The sequence below is a fragment of the Modestobacter sp. SYSU DS0511 genome, assembly GCF_054050755.1.
On record NZ_JBJGZY010000004.1, the window covers coordinates 117060 to 137166 of the forward strand.

Below are 20107 nucleotides of genomic sequence, written 5' to 3' on the forward strand. Positions count from 1 at the left end.
CGAGCGAGGGGAGGCCGGCGCGTGTTCTACCTGTTCGCCCGGTTCGTGCTGCGGCCGCTGTTCCTCGTGGCCTTCCGGCCCACCGTCGTCGGCCGGGAGAACGTGCCGGCCACCGGGCCCGTCATCCTGGCCAGCAACCACCTCTCGTTCATCGACAGCATCGTCATCCCGCTGATGGCCCCCCGCCGGGTCGGCTACCTGGCCAAGGCCGAGTACTGGCGCGGTTCGGGCATCGGGGGCTGGCTGACCCGGACGCTGTTCACCGCGCTGGGCGCGCTCCCGGTGGAGCGCGAGGCCTCCCGGGCGGCGCAGGCCGCGCTGGACACCGCGATGGGGGTGCTCCGCGCCGGCGGCGCCTTCGGCATCTACCCCGAGGGCACCCGGTCCCGGGACGGCCGGCTGGCGCGGGGCAAGACCGGCGTGGCCTGGCTGGCGCTCACCGCCGACTGCCCGGTGGTCCCGGTCGCCGTGCACGGCACCGACCGGGTGCAGCCGATCGACGCGCGCTGGCCGCGCCCGCACCGGATCCGGGTCACCTTCGGCGAGCCGCTGACCTTCCCCGAGCACCGCGGCATGGCGGGCAAGGCGAAGGCCCGCCGCGAGGTCACCGACCGGGTGATGGAGGCGATCGCCGAGCTCTCCGGTCAGGAGAAGGCCGGCTGGGGCACCACGCCGACCGCCGCCTGATGGGCCACCGGACGGCCGGTCGCGGAGCGACCCCATGAGTGGCGCACTGCTCGTCGCCGGCACCACCTCCGACGCCGGCAAGTCCGTGGTCACCGCCGGGATCTGCCGCTGGCTGGTGCGCCAGGGCGTGTCGGTCGCGCCGTTCAAGGCGCAGAACATGAGCAACAACTCCATGGTCACCGCCGACGGCGCGGAGATCGGTCGGGCGCAGGTGATGCAGGCCGCGGCCGCCCGGGTCGAGCCGGAGGCGGCGATGAACCCGGTGCTGCTCAAGCCGGGCGGGGAGAACGCCAGCCAGGTCGTCGTCCTGGGCAAGCCGGTCGCCGACGTCACGGCGCTGTCCTACCGGCCGATGAAGGCCGCCCTGCTCGAGCAGGCGCTGGCCTGCCTGGCCGACCTCCGGTCCCGGTTCGACGTCGTGGTCTGCGAGGGCGCCGGCTCCCCCACCGAGATCAACCTGCGCGCCGACGACATCGCCAACATGGGCCTGGCCACCGCCGCGCAGCTGCCGGTCGTGGTGGTCGGCGACATCGACCGGGGCGGCGTCTTCGCCGCGCTGTACGGCACGGTGGCCCTCATGCCGCCGGCCGACCAGCGGCTGGTCGCCGGTTTCCTGGTCAACAAGTTCCGCGGCGACGCCCGGCTGCTCGCCCCCGGCCTGGACCAGCTGCGCGACCTCACCGGCCGGCCGACCCTCGGTGTGCTGCCGTGGCAGACCGGACTGCACCTGGACGTCGAGGACTCCCTCGGGGTCGACGCGGTCCGCGGCCCGGCGCTGCCGCCGCACGGGGAGGACGTGCTGCGGGTGTCGGTCGCCCGGCTGCCCCGGCTGTCCAACTTCACCGACCTGGACGCGCTCGCCACCGAGCCCGGCGTGCTGCTGCGCTACGCCACCCGTCCCGAGGAGCTCGCCGACGCCGACCTGGTAGTGCTGCCCGGGACCCGGTCCACCGTCGCCGACCTGCGCTGGCTGCGCGAGACCGGCCTCGCCGACGCCGTCTCCCGGCGGGCCGCCGAGGGCCGGCCGGTGCTCGGCATCTGCGGTGGCCACCAGATGCTGGCCCGGACCATCACCGACGAGGTCGAGTCGCGCGCCGGCGTCGTGCCCGGGCTCGGGCTGCTGCCCACCGAGGTGCGCTTCGCGCGGGAGAAGACCCTGGCCCGCCCGGTGGGCTCGGCGCTCGGCCAGCCCGTGCGGGGGTACGAGATCCACCACGGCGTGGTCACCGTGGACGGCACCGCCGAGCCGTTCCTGGACGGCGCCCGGGCCGGGGCGGTGTTCGGGACGACGTGGCACGGCGCGCTGGAGAACGACGGGTTCCGCCGGGCGTTCCTCACCGAGGTCGCCGGGCTCGCCGGGCGCCGGTTCACCGCGGCGGCGGACACCGACTTCGCCGCCGTCCGCGAGGCCCGGCTGGACGCGCTGGGCGACCTGATCGCCGACCACGCCGACACCGACGCGCTCTGGCGCCTGGTCGAGTCCGGCCCACCGGCCGACCTGCCGGTGCTGCCGTCCGGTCCCGGCCCGCGCTGACCGCTCCGTCGGCCGTCGTGAGTTCTGCGATCTCGTGGCTTCCCCAGCTCGGGAGCCACGAGATCGCAGAACTCACGGTCAGCTGGGCGCCGTGAGGAGCGCGCGCACGTCGTCCGGCCAGGGCACCGGCCGGCCGGCGGTGGTCACCACGTAGGTCGACCGGACGGTGCAGCACGTGCGCCCGGCCACCCGGACGGTGAACCGCAGCGTCACGCTCGTGGTGCCCAGCCGCTCCAGGTCGGCGTCGACGGCCACCACGTCGCCGTGCCGGACCGGGGCCGTCCACTCCAGGGCGCTGGCCCGCACGTAGTACTCGACGCCGGCCGCGTTCAGCGCCGTCCAGTCGACCCCGGCGGCCCGCCACCACGCGCCCAGCGCCTCGTCGGCCCAGGTCAGGTAGTGGCCGTTGAAGACGACGCCCTGCCGGTCGCACTCGGCGAAGCGGACGGGGGCACTCCAGACCTCGGGCACGGGCGGCCACGCTACCGACCGCTACCGTCGGGGCGTGGACAGCAGCCTCGCCGGGACCGCGCGCTCCGACCAGGAGGTGCTCGCCGGCTACCGCCCGCCCAGCCGGCTGGTGCTGGACAAGGAGATCGACCGGATCGACCGGCACTGCGCGGCGTTCATCGGGCTGTCCCCGTTCGCCACGCTCGCCACCGCCGCTGCCGACGGCTGGCCGGAGATCAGCCCCCGCGGCGGCGACCCGGGCTTCGTGCACGTGCTCGACGAGCACCGCCTCGCGCTGCCCGACCGCACCGGCAACAACCGGGTCGACAGCCTGCGCAACCTCACCGGGAACCCGCGGGCCGCGCTGCTGTTCTTCGTGCCCGGCGCCGAGGAGACCCTCAAGGTCTTCGGGACGACGTCGCTGGTGGGCCCCGACGACCTGGGCGTCGACCTCACCGAGTTCGGCCGTGCGCCGCGGTCGGTGCTGGTGATCGAGGTGACCCGCGCCTACTTCCAGTGCGGCAAGGCGGTCATGCGCTCGGGGCTCTGGGACCCGAGCACGCACGTCGACCGGTCCACGATGACGCCGTTCGGTGAGGTGCTGCGGGAGCACTGCCGGCTGGACACCCCGCTGCCCGACGACGCGACCATCCGCGCGGAGCTCGCCCAGGAGCTGTAGCCCGGCCGCCCGGGGTCAGCCGGCGAGCTCCTCCCGCTCGGCTCTGCGGGCGGCGACCGCCCGCTGGGCCAGCAGCCGGATCCGGTCGGCACGGGCCCGGCGCTCGGGCCGGTAGCGCGCGTCCTCGACCAGCTGCCACGCGGCCAGGGCACTGGCCCGGACCGTGGACGGGCCGGCGACGCTCACCGGCTGCACCGGCTGGGCTGTGCTCATCGCATGCCCCTCTCTCCCCCACTCGCGGCCGTGGTCACCGGCGTCGTCCTGTAGTGGCCCACCGTTGGTCGTCCCAACCACGATGGGACCCGTCTGCTGCCGGACAGGCACCGTTCGTCGGAAGAATCACACCCCTGTCGTTCGCGGGGAACGACCGACGCGGCGGTTTCGGTTCGCGACCGGCGTGTCCCTGATCGGCACGCCGCGTGGCCGGTCGCCTACGGTCCGGACATGGCGACGGGATGGCGCGGAGTGCTGGGCCGGCTGACGGCGGCGGTGCGGACGGCGGGTCCCCCTCGGGCGGCACGGCCGGTCACCCGACGCGCGGCCACCGACCACGACGGGCCGGTCAGGCTGGACTACCGGCCACGGGACGACGGTCGCCCCGATCCCGGGGAGATCGTCTGGGCCTGGGTCCCGTTCGAGGAGGCCGACGGCCGCGGCAAGGACCGACCGGTGCTGGTGGTCGGTCGGGACGGCGAGGCGCTGCTGGGCCTGATGCTCACCAGCAGGGACCACGACCGGGACGCCGCGGACGAGGCCCGGCACGGCCGGCACTGGGTCGACATCGGCAGCGGCCCCTGGGACCGGCGGGGCCGGCCCAGCGAGGTGCGCGTCGACCGGGTGCTGCGCCTGGCCGCCGGCGACGTCCGACGGGAGGGGGCCACCCTGGACCGGGCCCGGTTCGACCAGGTCGCCGCCGAGGTCCGCCGCCGGCTCGGCCGCTGACCGTCAGTCGGCCGAGGGCTCGCTCTCGTGCACGGGGACGCGTGGCCGCAGGTGGTAGACGCCGGCGCCCCCGGGCAGGCTCTGCAGGTCGTACCGGTGCACCACCTTCGGCCCGCCGTGCAGGTGGACGTGGGTGACGGTGGGCAGGGGGTCGCCGTGGCGCGCCTCGCGCACCTCCACCCGGCCGTCGAGCGGCCCGCCGACGAACAGCAGCACGGCACCCCCGTCCTCGGGGGTGCCGGTCGCGGTCGTGTCGTCCTCGGACAGAGCGGTCTCCCTCGCTCGGTGCCTGTGCCCCGCCGATGGGCGGCCCCGACCAGGGTAGGCACGGACGGACGACCCGTCCCGCAGCGCCGGGGGTCAACCGCCGGCGATCGGCCGTGATCCGTGCCGCGCCCAGACCTCGTGGCCGGCCGCCGAGGCCGCCGCGACCAGCGGCACGAAGAGCAGCGCGCCCGCGATCCCCCACAGGAGCCCGCCGGCCGTCACGGCGATGAGGACCACCGCGGCGTTGATCGGCAGCCGGCTCTTCATCACGTACGGCTCGACCACGTCGTTGCCCAGCTGCTGGACGACCACGACGAGCACGAGCACGAGCGCGGCGGTGCCCAGCCCCGACGCGCCGTAGGCCACCACGACGGCCAGCGCGCCGGCGACGAAGGCCCCGATGGCGGGCACGTAGGACCCGACGAACTGCAGCACCGCCAGGGTGAGCGCGAGCGGGACGCCGAGCAGCAGCAGCCCGAGGCCGATGCCGACCGCGTCGAACAGGGCCACGACCGTCAGCCCGCGCACGTAGGCACCCACCGTCCCCCACGCCGCCCGGCCACCGGCGTCGACGTCCTCCCGGAGCCGGCCGCCGAACTTGCCGAGCAGCCACTGCCACATGCCCGGGCCACTGGTCAGGAACAGGAACGCCAGCGCCAGGGTGAGGAAGGCGCCCAGGAGGGCCTCCAGGAGGGTCTGGGCCGGCCCGACCAGCGCGCCCACGCCGGCGTCGCCCTGCCCGCCACCGCCCAGGAGCTCACCGAGGGAGGGCACCGAGACGCCGAACCGGTCCGACAGCTCGGTGGAGAGCCGGTCCAGGGCGTCGCGCAGCTGAGGCAGCTGAGCGGCGATGCGGGCGGCCAGGCCGAGCCCGACGCCGGCCAGCACCGCCAGGAGCAGCAGCACGGCCAGACCGGCGGACACCCACCGCGGCACGCCCCGGCCGCTCGCCCAGCACACCGCCGGCGCGGCGACTCCCGCGATCAGCAGCCCCGTGAGCACGGCGACGAGCACCAGGGTGAGCTGCCCGGCCAGCCCGGCCAGCAGCCACCCGAGGACCACCAGCACGAGCACCCGGCCGCCGACGGCGGCGGAGCGCACCAGCCAGGCGGGAGCTGCCTGGGCCGCGGCGTCGGTTCGCGGTTCGTCGGCTGCCATGCCCAGGAGATGCCACCTCAGCGCGGCCTGACACATGGTGACCGCGGAACGCGCGACCGGACGGTCAGGCCGGCGGCTGTCCCCGCCGGAGCCAGCGGGCCAGCAGCGGCGCGGTGAAGAGCATCACGAACAGGCGCAGCACCTGGACGGCGAGCACGAACGTCGCATCCGCCCCGCTGCCGCTGGCGGTGGCCAGCACCGCGTAGAGCCCGCCCGGGGTGGTCGCCAGGTAGCCCTCCAGGCGGCTGACGCCGGCCGTCGCCGACAGCAGCAGCCCGAGCCCGGCGCAGGCGACGATGACACCGACGATCAGCGCGACCGCCAGCGGCAGCGCCCGGCCGACCACCCGCAGGCTCTGCCGGGTCAGCCCGATGCCGACCTGCAGCCCGATCGCCAGGAACGCGGCCGACTCCACCGGCCCGGGCACGTCGGCGCCCTGCGCGACCCCGGTGAGGTCCAGCACCGCGGCGACGAGCAGCGGCCCGAGCAGCGCGCCGACCGGGATGCGGGCCACGCGGCCCAGCACCAGCCCCACCGCAACGCAGACCGCGGTGAACAGCAGCCCGGCCGCCCAGCCCGGGCCGTCGTCGGCCGGTGCCGGTGCTCCGGTGGCGTCCGCGCCGTAGACCGCCGTCGCCACCACCGGCATGGCCACCACGATCACCAGCACCCGCAGGTACTGCAGCACCCCGACCAGCTGGGCGTCGGCGCCGAGGTCGCGGGCCATCGCGGTGATCCCGGAGGCCCCGCCGGCGACCATCGCGAAGGCACCGGTGACCGCGCTGATCCCGCGCTGGAGGCGCATCAGCTGCCCGGCGGCCAGGCTGACCAGCAGGGTCGCCACGGTGATCGAGAGCACCGGCAGCCAGTGGTCGGCGACGACCCGGAGGGTCTCCGGCTGCACCAGCGCCCCGGCCGAGACCCCGATCAGCGCCTGCGCCCCGGTCAGCGCCGGCCGCGGCAGCACGAGCTGGGTGCGGCCGACCAGCGCCCGGCCCAGGCCCGCGGCCAGCCCGCCGAACAACGCCGGGGACGGGACGGAGAGCCGGTCCATGACCAGCGCCAGCAGCACCGCGGCGAGGAGGACGACCGCCCAGTCGGCCAGCAGGCGCCGTCGTCCCCGATCCACGCCGTGCACTCTGCCGCAGCGGCCGTCCGGGCCTTCAGAGGCCGGCGATGCGGCGGAGCTCGGCGACGTGCGCGTCGAAGGCGGCCCGGCCGGCCTTGGTCAGCGCCAGGCTGGTGCGCTGCCGGGAGGCGATCGTCGCCTTCCGCACCTGCACGTACCCGGCCTCCTCCAGCTGCTTGACGTGCTTGGAGAGCACCGAGTCGCTGACCCCCACGGCGTCGCGGACGGCGGCGAACTCCATCGTGTCGACGGCGGCGAGCAGCCCGCAGACCTGCAGCCGGGGCGGGGCGTGCACCACCGCGTCGAACCGCGGCTCGACGGCCGTCACGGCTGCCCGCGCAGTTCGGCGATGTAGATGTGGGTCCACCAGCGGCTGATCAGCGCGATGCTCACGCCGAGCAAGGCGCCCACGGCCACCAGCGGCCACCGGAGGTCGAACACCAGGTCCAGCACCAGCGCGGGCACGACCGTGCACGCGTAGAGCACGAACCACGCGGTGATCACCTTCCGGGTGCGACCGGGGCGCAGACCGCTGACCCAGAACCCGGTGAGCCGCTGGTAGGTCGCCATGAGCCACCGGAGGCCGCACCCGAAGGCCACCGCGGCGGCGATCGTCAGGAACGGGTTGCCCACCGCCAGGACGGCGAGCAGTCCGAACACGAGCAGCCCGAGCAGCGCGTCGTACCACCACGGCTGCATCGCCCGGTCGGCCATCGCGGCCCGGTCCGACCGCAGGGCGGCCAGCTGCGCCATCGCGGCCTGCTGGTCGGCCACGGGTTCGCCTCCTGGCGGCGTCTCCCCGGTCATCGCCCGCTCCGGAGCTCGGCGATCCAGCGCCGGGTCCACCGGCGGCTCAGCACGGCGAGCGCGACGCCGAGCACGACGCCGGCCACGGGCATCGCCCATCGGTGGCCGCGGTCGGCCAGCAGGAACGCCGGCACGACGACGACCAGGGCCAGCGGCACCCAGGTGAGCCAGGCCCGGCTGTCCGGGTACACCCAGACGCCGGTGCGGCGCTGGTAGCTCCACGCCAGCCAGCAGAGCCCGAGGGCGAGGACGAGCACCACCACGGCACGCACCCGGGAGGACTCGATCACGTAGGAGGCCATGAGACCGAAGAGCAGCAGCCCCGACGCCACGTCGTGCCACCACGGCTGCATCACCCGGTCGGCCAGCGCGGCGCGGTCGGCCTGCAGCGCAGCGAGCTGAGCGACCGCTGCGTCGCGGTCGATCCCGTTGCTTTCCATACCGGAAAGAGTGGCGTATCACTTTCCAGTTCGTCAAGAGACACGCCCCTGTCCCCACCCGGGGTGCGCGTGGTCGAATGGCGCGCCAACTGCGACGGCAGTGGAGGAAGCCCGGTGCGACTCCGGCGCGGTCCCGCCACTGTGACCCGGTCCCGACCGGGGAGTCAGGAACTCCCGCCGTCGCTTCCTGCCACCTCCGGGCGTGGACACCCGGGGAGAGGACCCGTGGTCTGCTCATGACCTATCCCTTCGGCGCCGTCGTCGGCATGGACGACATGCGACTGGCCCTGCTGCTCAACGCCGTCTCCCCCGCCGTCGGCGGTGTGCTGGTGCGCGGCGAGAAGGGCACGGCGAAGTCGACGACGGTGCGCGCCCTGGCCGCCGTCCTGCCGCCGGTCGACGTCGTCGCCGGCTGCCGCTTCGCCTGCGACCCCGCCGCCCCGGACCCCGACTGCCCCGACGGCCCGCACCCCTCCGACTCACCGGCGCAGACCCGGCCCGCGCGGCTGGTCGAGCTGCCGGTGGGCGCCTCGGAGGACCGCCTGGTCGGCTCGCTCGACCTGGAGCGCGCGCTCACCGAGGGCGTGAAGTCCTTCGAGCCGGGGCTGCTGGCCGCGGCCAACCGCGGCGTGCTCTACGTCGACGAGGTCAACCTGCTGCACGACCACCTGGTCGACCTGCTGCTGGACGCCGCCGCGATGGGCCGGGCCTACGTCGAGCGCGAGGGCGTCTCGGTGCGGCACGCCGCCCGGTTCCTGCTGGTCGGCACGATGAACCCGGAGGAGGGCGAGCTCCGCCCGCAGCTGCTCGACCGGTTCGGGCTCACCGTCGAGGTGGCCGCCCCGCGCGACGCCGACCTGCGCGCCGAGGTGGTCCGCCGGCGGTTCGGCTACGACGCCGACCCGGCCGCCTTCGCCGCCGCCTGGGCCGCTTCCGAGCGGGAACTCGCCGACCAGATCGCCGCCGCCCGCGCGCTGCTGCCCCGGGTGGTGCTGAGCGACGCCGCACTCCGCCAGGTCACCAGCGTCTGCGCCGCCTTCGACGTCGACGGGCTGCGCGCCGACCTGGTCACCGCCCGGGCGGCGATCGCGCACGCGGCGTGGTGCGGCCGCACCGACGTCACCGAGGACGACGTCCGGGTCGCCGCCCGGCTCGCCCTCCCGCACCGCCGCCGCCGCAACCCCTTCGACGCCCCCGGCCTGGACGACGAGACCCTCGACCGGGCGCTGGAGGACTCCCGCCCGGACGACCCCACCCCGCCGGACGACGACCCCGAGCCCCCCACCGACCCGACCGACGGCGGCGGCCCACCCCCGGACGACGGCTCCCCCGATCGCCAAGATGGCCATTTTGGCGGCGGGGAAGGCGAGTCGGCGCCGGGTCCGCAGGACGGCGGGGCCACGGACGAGCAACCACCGACGACGGCGCCGCGGGGTGAGGGCGGCGGGCACACCGGCGCCGCCCCCGCGCCGGAGCAGGCTGCGGTGGCGCCGTCGGACCCGTTCCGCACCCGCCGGCTGGAGGTGCCCGGCATCGGCGCGGGCGCCGCGGGACGGCGGTCGCGGGCGCGCAGCGAGCGCGGCCGGGTCGTCGGCTCGAAGCGACCCGAGGGCAGCGTCACCAAGCTGCACCTGGTCGACACGATCGTGGCCGCCGCGCCCCACCAGCGGGCCCGTGGGCGCAGCGGCACCGGGCTGCGGGTCGAGCGCGACGACCTGCGCCAGGCCACGCTCGAGGGCCGGGAGGGCAACCTGGTCCTCTTCGTCGTCGACGCCAGCGGCTCGATGGGCGCCCGCTCCCGGATGGCCGCGGTGAAGGGCGCCGTCCTCTCGCTGCTGATGGACGCCTACCAGCGCCGGGACAAGGTCGGGCTGATCACCTTCCGCGGCGGAGAGGCCGAGCTGGCCCTGCCGCCCACCTGGTCGGTGGAGGCCGCCGCCGCCCGGCTGACCGGCCTGCCCACCGGCGGGCGCACCCCGCTCGCCGCCGGGCTGCTCAAGGCCCACGACACGCTGCGGCTGGAGCGGGTGCGCGACCCGCAGCGCCGCCCCCTGCTCGTCGTCGTCACCGACGGCCGGGCCACCGGCGCCCGCGGCGGTGACCACCTCGGCGACGCCCGCCGGGCCGCCGGGCTGCTCGCGGCAGCGGATGTCGCGAGCGTCGTCGTCGACTGCGAGTCGGGGCCGGTGCGGCTCGGGCTGGCGGCGTCCCTGGGGCTCCAGCTCGGCGCGGAGACCCTGCAGCTCGACGAGCTCGGCGCCGACGACCTCGCGGGCACCGTGCGGGAGAGGCGGGCAGCCTGATGCCGCAGGGACAGGTCGCGGTCGTGCCGCAGGACGGACTCAGCACCCGGCAGCGGCGCAACCGGCCGCTGCTGGCGGTGCACACCGGCGAGATGAAGGGCAAGTCCACCGCCGCCTTCGGGATGGCGATGCGGGCCTGGAACCAGGGCTGGTCGATCGCGGTCTACCAGTTCGTCAAGAGCGCCAAGTGGAAGGTCGGCGAGGAGAACGCGCTGACCGCGCTGGGCCGGGTGCACGCCGAGACCGGCGAGGGCGGCCCGGTGGTCTGGCACAAGATGGGCGCGGGCTGGTCGTGGTCGCGCAAGCAGGGCGCGGAGACCGACCACGCCGCCGACGCCGCCGAGGGCTGGGCGCAGATCAAGCGCGACCTGGCCGCCGAGGCGCACCGGTTCTACGTGCTCGACGAGTTCACCTACCCGCTGAAGTGGGGGTGGGTGGACATCCAGGACGTGGTTGCGACGTTGTCCGCTCGCCCGGGCAGCCAGCACGTCGTCATCACCGGGCGCGACGCCCCGCCGGCGCTGATCGAGGCCGCCGACCTGGTCGTGGAGATGACCAAGGTCAAGCACCCGATGGACGCCGGCCAGAAGGGCCAACGGGGGATCGAGTGGTGACCCGCCCGACCCCCTGCCGAGTTGATCATCGGCGAACGGTCGCTCCGAACGGCGTGTCGAGCGACCACCTGCCGATGCTCAACGCGGGAGCGGCCGCATGAGCACCCACCACATCCCGCGGATCGTGGTCGCCGCGCCGTCGTCGAACGCCGGCAAGACGTCGCTCACCACCGGCCTGATCGCCGCGCTGACCGCCCGCGGGCTCACCGTGAGCCCGCACAAGGTGGGGCCGGACTACATCGACCCCGGCTACCACGGGCTGGCCGCCGGCCGCCCGGGGCGCAACCTCGACCCGTGGCTGGTCGGCGACGACCGGATCACCCCGCTGTTCCTGCACGGCTCCCGCGGCGCCGACGTCGCGGTGGTCGAGGGGGTCATGGGGCTGTTCGACGGCGCCGCGCACGCCAGCGTCGAGCCCGGCTACGGGTCGACGGCGCAGCTGGCCACCCACCTGCGGGCACCGGTGGTGCTCGTCGTCGACGCCGCCTCGCAGGCCCGCAGCGTCGCGGCGCTGGTGCACGGCTTCGCCACCTTCGACCCGACGGTGCGGATCGGCGGCGTGGTCCTCAACCGGGTGGGCACCGACCGGCACGAGGCGATCCTGCGCGAGGCGCTGGGCGCGGCCGGGGTGCCGGTGCTGGGTGCGGTCCGCCGGATCGAGGACCTGTCCACCCCCTCCCGCCACCTCGGCCTGGTCCCCGCTGCCGAACGGTCGGCCGATGCGGTGCGCACCGTGCGCGCCCTGGGCTCGGTGGTCGAGTCGTCGGTCGACCTGGACGCCGTCCTGCGGCTGGCCCGCACCGCACCGGACCTGCCCGGCGAACCCTGGGACCCGGCGGCGGAGGTCACCCGGGTCGAGGGCCGGCCGGTGGTCGCCGTCGCCGGTGGCCCGGCGTTCACCTTCGGCTACGCCGAGACCGCCGAGCTGCTCACCGCCGCCGGCGCGGAGGTCTGCACGGTCGACCCGCTGCGGGACGACGCGCTCCCCGCGGGCACCCGGGCGCTGGTGGTCGGCGGCGGCTTCCCCGAGGTGCACGCGTCCGCGCTGAGCGCGAACGTCGGCCTGCGGTCGGCGATCGCCGACCTCGCCGCGCGCGGTGGCCCCATCGCCGCCGAGTGCGCCGGGCTGCTGTACCTCTCGCAGGCACTGGACGGCGAGCCGATGTGCGGTGTGCTGCCCACGACGACGGCGATGCACCCGCGGCTGACCCTGGGCTACCGGGCGGCGGTCGCGCTGACCGACAGCGTGCTGGCCCCGGCCGGCACCCGGGTGCGCGGGCACGAGTTCCACCGGACCACCGCCGGCCCGGGCGCGGGGCCGACCCCCGCCTGGCAGTGGAGCGCCGACGGCCCGGAGGGCTTCGTCAGCGGCAACGTGCACGCCAGCTACCTGCACCTGAACTGGGCCGGATCACCCGGGATGGCCACCCGCTTCGTCGCCGCCGCCGCGCGGCTCGCCCAGGAGGTCGGCCATGCACATCGCTGAGGGGTTCCTGCCCGCGCCGCACGCCGTCGGCTGGACGCTCGTCGCCGCCCCGTTCGTGGTGCACGGCGCCCGCGCGGTGGTGAAGGAGGTTCGCGAGCACCCGGAGTCCACCCTGCTGCTGGGCGCGGCCGGTGCGTTCACCTTCGTGCTGAGCGCGATCAAGCTGCCCTCGTTCAACGGCAGCTCGAGCCACCCCACGGGCACCGGGCTGGGCGCGGTCCTGTTCCGGCCCCCGGTGATGGCGCTGCTCGGCACGGTGGTGCTGCTGTTCCAGGCGCTGCTGCTCGCGCACGGCGGGCTCACCACGCTGGGCGCCAACGCGTTCTCGATGGCGGTGGTCGGGCCGTGGGTCGGCTACGGGGCCTACCGGCTGGTGCGCCGCTGCGGCGGCGGGCTGCTGCCCGGGGTGTTCGCCGCGATGGCGCTGGCCGACCTGGCCACCTACGTGACGACGTCGCTGCAGCTGGCGCTGGCCTTCCCCGACGCGGAGAGCGGGCTGGTGGGCGCGGCGCTGAAGTACCTGGGCGTCTTCGCGCTGACCCAGGTGCCGCTGGCGGTCGGCGAGGGGCTGCTCGGCGTCCTGCTGTTCCGGGTGCTCACCGTCAACGCCCGGCCCGAGCTCGAGCGCCTCGGCGTCCTCCGCCCGGCCCCCGACCCCGATCCCGCGCTTTCGCGCGACCAGGCACCCGCGCTTTCGCGCGACCAAGCACCCGCGCTTTCGCGCGACCAAGCACCCGGGGAGGGGCTCCGATGAGGCGGCACCTGGTCACCGCGCTGCTCGTGCTGGCCGTCGTCGCGCTGTTCGCCACCCCGCTGCTGCTGGACCGGGAGAGCGAGTACGCCGGCACCGACAGCCAGGCCACCGAGCTGGTGCAGGAGTCCGCCCCGGGCTACGAGCCGTGGTTCGAGTCGGTCTTCTCCCCCGGCTCGTCGGAGATCGAGTCCGGCCTGTTCGCGCTGCAGGCCGCGCTGGGCGGCGGCGTGCTCGGGTACGTGCTCGGCCGGCTGCGCGGCCGGCGGACGGCGCCCCGGGCAGCGGAGAGCCCCACCGCAGGGCCGTGACCGGGCTCGCGATCGACGACGCGGCCTGGGCCAGCACCTGGCGGCGGCGCTCCCCCGCCGACAAGCTGCTGCTCTCCGGCGGGCTGGTGCTCAGCGCGCTGGTGCTGCCGGCCTGGCCGGGCAGCGTGCTGGTCGGGCTCGCCGCCGTCGTCCTGGCGCTCGGCCCGGCCCGGGTGCCGGCACGGACGTTCGGCCGGGCCATCCGGCTGCCACTGGCGTTCATCGCCATCGGCGCGCTGACCGCGGTCGTGCAGGTCGGCGACGGCGGGCTCGGCTGGGCTCCGGACGCCGCCGAACGGGCCGGCGGGCTGGTCGGGCACGCGCTGGCCGGCAGCGCCGCCGTGCTGCTGCTGGCGACGACGACGCCGATGTCGGACCTGCTGCCCGCGCTGCAGCGGCTGCGGGTGCCGGCCGCGGTGGTGGAGGTCGCCTCGGTCACCTACCGCCTGCTGTTCGTGCTGCTGACCAGCCTGACCACCATCCGCGAGGCGCAGACCGCGCGGATGGGCCACTCGACGGTGCGCCGCTCCTACCGATCCAGCGGGGTGCTCGCCGCCGCGGTGCTGACCCGCTCCTGGGACCGGGCCCGGCGGCTGCAGGACGGGCTGGCCGGCCGGGGCATGGAGACCGGCCTGCGGGTGCTGCCCGAGACGCTGCCGGGCTCGCGCCGCTTCGAGGCGCTCACCGTCGCCGGGCTGGCCGCGCTGGTCACCGTCGGAGTCCTCGCGTGAGCCACCTGACGCTGGCCGCGGCCGGGCTCACCGTCGGCTACGACCGCCGCCGGCCGGTGCTCGACGGCGCCTCGCTGACCGTGCCGGCGGGCCGGCGGCTGGCGGTGCTCGGCGCCAACGGCTCGGGGAAGACGACGCTGCTGCGCTGCCTGTCCGGCGCGCTGGAGCCGGCCCGCGGCCGGGTCACGCTGGACGGCGCCGAGCTGCGCCACACCCGCGCGGGGCTGCGCGCCCACCGGCAGGCGGTGCAGCTGGTGCTGCAGGACCCCGACGACCAGCTGTTCAGCGCCTCCGTGGCGCAGGACGTCTCATTCGGCCCGGTCAACCTGGGCCTGACCGAGGACGAGGTGCGCGCCCGGGTCGCCGAGGCGCTGGAGCTGCTGGCGGTCACCCACCTGGCCGACCGCCCCACCCACCAGCTGTCCTACGGCGAGCGGAAGCGGGTGGCGATGGCCGGCGCGGTGGCGATGCGCCCCTGCGTGCTGCTGCTGGACGAGCCGACCGCCGGGCTGGACCCGACCGCGGTCGGCGAGGCGCTGGCCGCCCTCGCCCGGCTGCAGGAGGCCGACTCGACCGTGGTGATGAGCACCCACGACGTCGACCTGGCGCTGCGCTGGGCCGACGAGGTCGCCGTCGTCGTCGACGGCCGGGTGGTGCAGGGGACGCCGGAGGCCGTGCTGAGCGACGACGCGCTGCTGGCCCGCGCCCGGCTGGACCGCCCCTGGGCACTGACCGTGGGTGCCCGGCTGCGCGAGCTCGGGCTGCTGCCCGAAGGCGCCCTCCCGCGCGACGCCGACGCCCTGCTCGCCGCACTGCCCGACTCCCCCGGGGTCCGGGCGTGATCACCGTCGGGGTCGGCGCCGTCTCCGGGGTGACCGCCGAGGAGGTGCTGGCCGCGGTCGACGCCGTGCTGCCTGCCGACGCCGGCCCCGTGGGGCTCGCCACCCTGGACGCCCGGGCCGCGGAGCCCGGGCTCCGCGAGGCCGCGGAGCGGCGGGGCTGGCCGCTGGCCGGCCACCCCGCATCGGCGCTGGCCGCGGTGCCCGTGCCGACCCCCTCCGCGCGGGTCGCGGCCGCGGTGGGCACCGGCTCGGTCGCCGAGGCCGCCGCGCTGCTCGGCGGGGGGCAGCTCGTCGTCGGCAAGACCGTGGTCGGCCGGGTGACCGTGGCGGTCGCAACCCGTCCCCGCCAAAATGGCCATTTTGGCGGGAACGACGGCGGGGACGACGGCGGCGACGTCGACCTGCGGCACCACGGCGACGCCGAGGTCGGGCCGGGGTTGACCGACCTGGCGGTGAACGTGCGGGCCGACGCGCCGCCGGCCTGGCTGCGGGAGGTGCTGCACGAGGCGCTGGACGCCAGCGCCGGCTACCCCGACCCGCGCCCCGCCCGCGCCGCAGTCGCCGCCGCGCACCGGCGGGACCCGGCAGAGGTGCTGCTCACCGCCGGGGCGGCCGAGACGTTCACCCTGCTGGCCCGGGCGCTCACCCCGCGGCGGGCCGTCGTCGTGCACCCCTCGTTCACCGAGCCCGAGGCGGCGCTGCGGGCGGCCGGCCACCCCGTCGAGCGGCTGCTGCTGCCCGCCCCGGAGTACCGGTTGGACGCCGCGGCCGTGCCGGAGGACGCCGACCTGGTGGTGCTCGGCAACCCGACCAACCCGACCTCGGTGCTGCACCCCGCCGACACGGTGGCGGCGCTCGCCCGGCCCGGCCGGGTGCTGGTGGTCGACGAGGCGTTCGCCGACTCGGTGCCCGGCGAGCCGGCGTCCCTGGCGCACCGCACCGACCTGCCCGGCGTGCTGGTGGTGCGCAGCCTGACCAAGACCTGGGGCCTGGCCGGGCTGCGGGTCGGCTACGCCCTCGGCCCGCCCGACCTGGTCACCGCCCTCGCCGCTCAGCAGCCGCACTGGCCGGTCTCCACCCCGGCGCTGGCCGCGCTGGTCGCGTGCACGACCGACCGTGCCCGGGCCGAGGCCGCAGCGGTGGCCGACGAGCTCACCGCGCACCGGCGGGAGCTGTTGGCGGCCCTCCCGGCCGGGGTGGAGGTCGTCGGCGACCCCGCCTCGGCGTTCGTGCTGCTGCGCGTGCCCGGCGGCCCCCGGGTCCGTGCCCTGCTCCGGGAGGCGGGCTGGGCGGTGCGCCGCGGGGACACCTTCCCGGGGCTGACCGGCGACCACCTGCGGGTCGCCGTGCGCGACCCGGGGACCTCCCGTGCGTTCGGCCAGGCGCTGGCTGCGATCCTGGAGCGGGTCACCGCCGACGTCGCCGCTGATCTGCCACCCCGCCCGGCCGCCCTGGCAGAGGAGACCGATGACCGCGCCTGACCCCGCCCCGGCCGCCGTCTACCCGGTCGGGCTGCGCCTGGCCGGACGCCGTGTCGTGGTGGTCGGCGGCGGCCAGGTGGCCCACCGCCGGGTGGCCGGGCTGCTCGAGGCCCGCGCCCTGGTCACCGTGGTGAGCCCCGAGGTGACCCCGGCGCTGGAGGCCCTCGTCGCCCCCGGCTCGGTGACCTGGCACCCCCGCCGGTACGTGCGCGGCGACCTGGACGGCGCCTGGTACGCCGTCGCCGCCACCGACGACCCCGAGGTCAACGCCGCGATCGCCGAGGAGGCCGAGCGGGCCCGGGTGTTCTGCGCCCGCGCCGACGACCGGTCGGCCTCCAGCGCCTGGACCCCCGCCGTCGGCCGGCAGGGCGACCTGGTGGTCGGCGTGCACGGCGGGGGCGATCCGCAGCGGGCCATCGGCGTGCGCGACGCGGTGCTCACCGGGCTGATCGACGGCTCGATCTCCGACCGCGCCGCCCGCCCCACCGAGGGCGCCGCCGGCAGCGTCGTGCTGGTGGGCGGCGGGCCCGGCGACCCGGGCCTGGTCACCGTCCGGGGGCGGCACGCGGTGGCCACCGCCGACGTCGTCGTCGCCGACCACCTCGCCCCGCAGGGCCTGCTCGCCTCGCTGCCCGCCGAGGTCGAGGTGATCGACGCCTCCAAGCTGCCGCGCGGGCGGTCCATGGCCCAGGAGCAGATCAACCAGTTCCTGGTCGACCGGGCGCTGGCCGGCAAGCGGGTGGTGCGCCTCAAGGGCGGTGACCCGTTCGTCTTCGGCCGGGGCTGGGAGGAGCTGGAGGCCTGCGCTGCCGCCGGCGTGCCGGTGGAGGTCGTCCCCGGGGTGACCAGCGCGATCGCCGTCCCGGGGCTGGCCGGGGTGCCGGTCACCCACCGCGGGATGACCCACGAGTTCGTCGTCGTCTCCGGGCACGTGCCGCCCGGGCACCCGGCGTCGCTGGTCGACTGGGCGGCGCTGGGCCGGCTGCGCGGCACGCTGGTCGTCCTGATGGGCGTGGACACCGCCGGGCGGATCGCCGCCGCCCTGGTCGAGCACGGGCGCGACCCGCAGACCCCGGTCGCCGTGGTCGCCGACGGGGCCACCCCCGGCCAGCGGACGGTGCGCACGACCCTCGCCGGCCTGGGCGAGGCGATCACGGACGCCGGCATCCGCCCGCCGGCGGTCTGGGTGGTCGGCGACGTCGTCGGCCTCGGCGCGCCGCCGGCCTGACCCGGTCGCCCGCCACGCGGTGTGCCCGCGCGTGCGCGCCCAAAGCACTAGTGCTGCCGATGTAGCACTCCTACTATGACCGCACCCAGCGGCCGAAGGAGTGGTGCACGTGCACGCCGTCCCCTCGACACCCCCGCCCCCCGAGCCCGTCGTCCACGTGCGCGACCTGCGGATGGCCTTCGGGCCGAAACAGGTGCTGACCGGGGTGGACTTCGACGTCCACCCCGGCGAGGTCGTCTGCCTGCTCGGCCCCAACGGCGCCGGCAAGACCACCACCATCGAGGTGCTCGAGGGCTTCCGGTTGCCCTCGGCCGGCGAGGTCCGGGTGCTGGGCGCCGACCCGGCCACCGGGGACGACGCCTGGCGCGCCCGGATCGGCGTGGTGCTCCAGTCCTGGCGTGACCACCCCCGCTGGACCCCGCGCCGGCTGCTGACCTACCTCGGCGGGTACTACGCGCCGTACGCGACGCCGGAGCACCCCCGCCCCTACGACGTCGAGTGGCTGCTGGACACCGTCGGCCTCGTCGAGAACGCCGACCGGAAGATCGCCACCCTCTCCGGCGGGCAGCGCCGGCGGCTCGACGTGGCCGTCGGCATCATCGGCCGGCCCGAGCTGCTGTTCCTGGACGAGCCGACCGCCGGCTTCGACCCCGAGGCCCGGCGCGACTTCCACGACCTGGTGCACCGGCTGTCGGACCTGGAGGGCACCAGCATCCTGCTCACCACCCACGACCTCGGGGAGGCCGAGCGGCTGGCCGACCGGATCCTGATCCTCACCGACGGGCGGATCGTCGCCGACGGCAGCCCGGACGAGCTCGCCCGGCAGGTCGCCGGCCGCAGCGAGGCGCGCTGGACCTGCGCCGGCGAGCACTTCGTGCACCCCACCGACGAGCCGGTGCCCTTCGTCCGCCAGCTGCTCACCCAGCACGGCGACGAGCTCACCGACCTGGAGGTGCGTCGCGCCGACCTGGAGGACACCTACCTGGCGATGGTGCACCGGTTCGAGTCGGCCCCCCGTTCCCCCGAGCTGGTGGAGGTGACCCGGTGAACGCCACCCGGCACGCGATCGGCCTCGGCCTGCGCCGCGGCTGGACGGAGTTCGTCCAGGGGCTGCGCAGCCCGCAGGACCAGGGCTTCTACCTGTTCATGGGCGGCATCACGCTCGGCTGGCTGTGGATCAACCGGGACAACGAGCTGGACGGCACGGGCCTGCTCTACCCGTCGTTCGCGCTGCCCAGCATCCTCGGCGGGCTGCTCGTCTTCGGCGTCGTCATCGGCCCGGCGTACGCGCTGGCCATGGAGCGGGAGGACGGCACGCTGCTGCGGCACAAGGCGCTGCCGGCCGGCATGCCCGGCTACGTCACCGGACAGCTGACGCTGCAGAGCCTGAACCTGGTGCCGACGCTGCTGGTCCTGCTCGTGCCCAGCCTGCTGCTCTTCGACGACCTGATGCACCGGGGGACGGCCGGCTGGGCCGTCACCGTCGGGCTGATCGCAGTCGCCCTGCTCGCGTTCCTGCCCTGGGGCATGGTCATCGGGTCGGTGGTGCCCAGCGTCCAGAAGGTGGGCACCTGGGGGATGCTCCCGGTCCTCGTCCTGCTGGGGATCTCCGGCATCGTCGTGCCGATCCAGGCGCTGTGGGGGTGGGTGCAGGCCGTCGCCCAGGTGTTCCCGGTCTACTGGCTCGGCCACGGGCTGCGCTGGGCGTTCCTGCCCGACGGGGCGGCCGCCGCCGAGCTCGGCGACGTCTGGCGGCCCGGGGTGGCCGTCCTCGTGCTGGCCGCGTGGGCCGTGGTGGGCTGTCTGCTCGCACCGCGGGTGCTGCGCCGGATGGCCCGGCGGCAGTCGGGCTCGCAGGTGCAGGCCGCGCGGGAGGCGGCGCTGCAGTGGGTCAGGTGACCGAGGGTGTGCACAACCGGATCTCGCTGCTGCGCGCCGAGCAGGGGGTGACGCGGCGGGAGCTGGCCGACGCGCTCGGGGTGCACTACCAGACCGTCGGCTACCTGGAACGCGGCGAGTACAGCCCCAGCCTCGCCCTGGCGCTGCGGATCGCCGAGTTCTTCCGGGTGCCGGTCGAGGCGGTCTTCTCCCTCGCCCCGTTCCCCCGGGTCACCGACCTGCACCGCACCGACCCGGGGGAGGCATCGACCGCCTGAGCCCCTCGGGTGGCCACGCGCCGCCCGGACGGCGAAGCTGGTCCGACCGGGGTCACCTGCGGTGGCGCGACGGCGAGCAGAGCCGGCAGCCCGGGGCCCGGTCCGGCCGGG

Annotated in this window: 24 protein-coding genes and 1 riboswitch; of the genes, 16 read left to right on the plus strand and 8 right to left on the minus strand. The window is 76.1% G+C overall.

The features are described 5' to 3' along the window. Positions 1 to 21: 21 nt before the first annotated feature. Together ACI783_RS03605 and ACI783_RS03610 are read left to right on the plus strand one after the other, a co-directional pair. Positions 22 to 687, plus strand: coding sequence for a lysophospholipid acyltransferase family protein (locus ACI783_RS03605; RefSeq protein WP_457080264.1), 666 nt, complete (start codon positions 22 to 24; stop codon positions 685 to 687). Between the two features lie 34 nt (positions 688 to 721). Then, positions 722 to 2221 (plus strand): cobyric acid synthase, encoded by a 1500-nt coding sequence (locus ACI783_RS03610; RefSeq protein ID WP_457139160.1) that lies wholly within the window; start codon positions 722 to 724, stop codon positions 2219 to 2221. A 78-nt stretch (positions 2222 to 2299) separates the two neighbouring features. On the opposite strand, the gene ACI783_RS03615 is transcribed toward ACI783_RS03610, so the two are convergent. Beyond that, complete coding sequence (locus ACI783_RS03615) at positions 2300 to 2692, minus strand: acyl-CoA thioesterase (RefSeq protein WP_457139161.1); 393 nt, start codon at positions 2690 to 2692, stop codon at positions 2300 to 2302. Between the two features lie 34 nt (positions 2693 to 2726). On the opposite strand from ACI783_RS03615, the gene ACI783_RS03620 reads away from it, so the two are divergent. After that, a complete protein-coding gene (locus ACI783_RS03620; protein ID WP_457139162.1) occupies positions 2727 to 3350 on the plus strand; it encodes an MSMEG_1061 family FMN-dependent PPOX-type flavoprotein in 624 nt (207 codons plus the stop codon). 15 nt (positions 3351 to 3365) lie between these two features. On the opposite strand, the gene ACI783_RS03625 is transcribed toward ACI783_RS03620, so the two are convergent. Next, positions 3366 to 3563, minus strand: a complete 198-nt coding sequence (locus tag ACI783_RS03625; protein ID WP_457080258.1) for a hypothetical protein — start codon at positions 3561 to 3563, stop codon at positions 3366 to 3368. Positions 3564 to 3794: 231 nt separating this feature from the next. Between ACI783_RS03625 and ACI783_RS03630 the strand changes: the two genes are divergently transcribed. Next, positions 3795 to 4292: a type II toxin-antitoxin system PemK/MazF family toxin gene (locus tag ACI783_RS03630; RefSeq protein ID WP_457139163.1), complete on the plus strand. Its 498-nt coding sequence runs from the start codon at positions 3795 to 3797 to the stop codon at positions 4290 to 4292. A gap of 3 nt (positions 4293 to 4295) precedes the next feature. Here ACI783_RS03630 and ACI783_RS03635 read toward each other — a convergent pair whose 3' ends face one another. From ACI783_RS03635 to ACI783_RS03660, 6 genes are all read right to left on the minus strand, one after another. After that, positions 4296 to 4508: a hypothetical protein gene (locus tag ACI783_RS03635; RefSeq protein WP_457080254.1), complete on the minus strand. Its 213-nt coding sequence runs from the start codon at positions 4506 to 4508 to the stop codon at positions 4296 to 4298. Between the two features lie 144 nt (positions 4509 to 4652). Beyond that, positions 4653 to 5717, minus strand: a complete 1065-nt coding sequence (locus tag ACI783_RS03640; RefSeq protein ID WP_457139164.1) for an AI-2E family transporter — start codon at positions 5715 to 5717, stop codon at positions 4653 to 4655. A gap of 64 nt (positions 5718 to 5781) precedes the next feature. Then, positions 5782 to 6846, minus strand: a complete 1065-nt coding sequence (locus ACI783_RS03645) for an AbrB family transcriptional regulator (RefSeq protein WP_457139165.1) — start codon at positions 6844 to 6846, stop codon at positions 5782 to 5784. A 34-nt stretch (positions 6847 to 6880) separates the two neighbouring features. After that, positions 6881 to 7174, minus strand: a complete 294-nt coding sequence (locus tag ACI783_RS03650; RefSeq protein ID WP_457139166.1) for a transcriptional regulator — start codon at positions 7172 to 7174, stop codon at positions 6881 to 6883. Then, positions 7171 to 7620, minus strand: a complete 450-nt coding sequence (locus tag ACI783_RS03655) for a hypothetical protein (protein ID WP_457139167.1) — start codon at positions 7618 to 7620, stop codon at positions 7171 to 7173. The genes ACI783_RS03650 and ACI783_RS03655 overlap by 4 nt, the downstream gene beginning before the upstream one ends. 29 nt (positions 7621 to 7649) lie before the next feature. Beyond that, positions 7650 to 8093, minus strand: a complete 444-nt coding sequence (locus ACI783_RS03660; protein WP_457139168.1) for a hypothetical protein — start codon at positions 8091 to 8093, stop codon at positions 7650 to 7652. Positions 8094 to 8196: 103 nt separating this feature from the next. Then, a riboswitch (cobalamin riboswitch) is annotated at positions 8197 to 8267 on the plus strand. Between the two features lie 62 nt (positions 8268 to 8329). Between ACI783_RS03660 and ACI783_RS03665 the strand changes: the two genes are divergently transcribed. From ACI783_RS03665 to ACI783_RS03720, 12 genes are all read left to right on the plus strand, one after another. Then, positions 8330 to 10396: a putative cobaltochelatase gene (locus ACI783_RS03665; RefSeq protein ID WP_457139169.1), complete on the plus strand. Its 2067-nt coding sequence runs from the start codon at positions 8330 to 8332 to the stop codon at positions 10394 to 10396. Further along, on the plus strand, positions 10396 to 11010 hold the full coding sequence (gene cobO / locus ACI783_RS03670; protein WP_457139170.1) for a cob(I)yrinic acid a,c-diamide adenosyltransferase: 615 nt from the start codon (positions 10396 to 10398) through the stop codon (positions 11008 to 11010). Before ACI783_RS03665 ends, cobO begins: the two co-directional genes overlap by 1 nt. A 97-nt stretch (positions 11011 to 11107) precedes the next feature. Then, on the plus strand, positions 11108 to 12496 hold the full coding sequence (locus ACI783_RS03675) for a cobyrinate a,c-diamide synthase (protein ID WP_457139171.1): 1389 nt from the start codon (positions 11108 to 11110) through the stop codon (positions 12494 to 12496). Then, a complete protein-coding gene (locus ACI783_RS03680) occupies positions 12483 to 13250 on the plus strand; it encodes an energy-coupling factor ABC transporter permease (protein ID WP_457139172.1) in 768 nt (255 codons plus the stop codon). Before ACI783_RS03675 ends, ACI783_RS03680 begins: the two co-directional genes overlap by 14 nt. Next, positions 13247 to 13558: an energy-coupling factor ABC transporter substrate-binding protein gene (locus ACI783_RS03685; protein WP_457139173.1), complete on the plus strand. Its 312-nt coding sequence runs from the start codon at positions 13247 to 13249 to the stop codon at positions 13556 to 13558. Before ACI783_RS03680 ends, ACI783_RS03685 begins: the two co-directional genes overlap by 4 nt. Continuing rightward, positions 13555 to 14289, plus strand: a complete 735-nt coding sequence (cbiQ, locus tag ACI783_RS03690; RefSeq protein ID WP_457139174.1) for a cobalt ECF transporter T component CbiQ — start codon at positions 13555 to 13557, stop codon at positions 14287 to 14289. Before ACI783_RS03685 ends, cbiQ begins: the two co-directional genes overlap by 4 nt. After that, complete coding sequence (locus ACI783_RS03695; protein ID WP_457139175.1) at positions 14286 to 15131, plus strand: energy-coupling factor ABC transporter ATP-binding protein; 846 nt, start codon at positions 14286 to 14288, stop codon at positions 15129 to 15131. The genes cbiQ and ACI783_RS03695 overlap by 4 nt, the downstream gene beginning before the upstream one ends. After that, positions 15128 to 16612 (plus strand): Rv2231c family pyridoxal phosphate-dependent protein CobC, encoded by a 1485-nt coding sequence (cobC, locus tag ACI783_RS03700; protein WP_457139176.1) that lies wholly within the window; start codon positions 15128 to 15130, stop codon positions 16610 to 16612. The genes ACI783_RS03695 and cobC overlap by 4 nt, the downstream gene beginning before the upstream one ends. Beyond that, positions 16599 to 17840 carry a uroporphyrinogen-III C-methyltransferase gene (cobA, locus tag ACI783_RS03705; protein ID WP_457139177.1) on the plus strand — a complete coding sequence of 414 codons (1242 nt, stop codon included), beginning with the start codon at positions 16599 to 16601 and terminating at the stop codon, positions 17838 to 17840. Before cobC ends, cobA begins: the two co-directional genes overlap by 14 nt. Positions 17841 to 17949: 109 nt before the next feature. Beyond that, positions 17950 to 18888: an ABC transporter ATP-binding protein gene (locus tag ACI783_RS03710; RefSeq protein WP_457139178.1), complete on the plus strand. Its 939-nt coding sequence runs from the start codon at positions 17950 to 17952 to the stop codon at positions 18886 to 18888. After that, entirely contained in the window at positions 18885 to 19739 is an 855-nt protein-coding gene (locus tag ACI783_RS03715) for an ABC transporter permease (protein WP_457139179.1), read from the plus strand. The genes ACI783_RS03710 and ACI783_RS03715 overlap by 4 nt, the downstream gene beginning before the upstream one ends. Beyond that, positions 19736 to 19996 (plus strand): helix-turn-helix transcriptional regulator, encoded by a 261-nt coding sequence (locus tag ACI783_RS03720; RefSeq protein ID WP_457139180.1) that lies wholly within the window; start codon positions 19736 to 19738, stop codon positions 19994 to 19996. Before ACI783_RS03715 ends, ACI783_RS03720 begins: the two co-directional genes overlap by 4 nt. Positions 19997 to 20107: the final 111 nt, after the last annotated feature.

What these genes read in the sequence shown, in the direction of transcription:
- ACI783_RS03665 (WP_457139169.1), top strand. Translation starts at nt 8,330, where the DNA reads ATGACCTATCCCTTCGGCGCCGTCGTCGGCATGGACGACATGCGACTG.
- ACI783_RS03625 (WP_457080258.1), bottom strand. Translation starts at nt 3,563, where the DNA reads ATGAGCACAGCCCAGCCGGTGCAGCCGGTGAGCGTCGCCGGCCCGTCC.
- cobA (WP_457139177.1), top strand. Translation starts at nt 16,599, where the DNA reads ATGACCGCGCCTGACCCCGCCCCGGCCGCCGTCTACCCGGTCGGGCTG.
- ACI783_RS03630 (WP_457139163.1), top strand. Translation starts at nt 3,795, where the DNA reads ATGGCGACGGGATGGCGCGGAGTGCTGGGCCGGCTGACGGCGGCGGTG.
- ACI783_RS03660 (WP_457139168.1), bottom strand. Translation starts at nt 8,093, where the DNA reads ATGGAAAGCAACGGGATCGACCGCGACGCAGCGGTCGCTCAGCTCGCT.
- ACI783_RS03685 (WP_457139173.1), top strand. Translation starts at nt 13,247, where the DNA reads ATGAGGCGGCACCTGGTCACCGCGCTGCTCGTGCTGGCCGTCGTCGCG.
- ACI783_RS03680 (WP_457139172.1), top strand. Translation starts at nt 12,483, where the DNA reads ATGCACATCGCTGAGGGGTTCCTGCCCGCGCCGCACGCCGTCGGCTGG.
- cobO (WP_457139170.1), top strand. Translation starts at nt 10,396, where the DNA reads ATGCCGCAGGGACAGGTCGCGGTCGTGCCGCAGGACGGACTCAGCACC.
- ACI783_RS03610 (WP_457139160.1), top strand. Translation starts at nt 722, where the DNA reads ATGAGTGGCGCACTGCTCGTCGCCGGCACCACCTCCGACGCCGGCAAG.
- ACI783_RS03640 (WP_457139164.1), bottom strand. Translation starts at nt 5,717, where the DNA reads ATGGCAGCCGACGAACCGCGAACCGACGCCGCGGCCCAGGCAGCTCCC.
- ACI783_RS03675 (WP_457139171.1), top strand. Translation starts at nt 11,108, where the DNA reads ATGAGCACCCACCACATCCCGCGGATCGTGGTCGCCGCGCCGTCGTCG.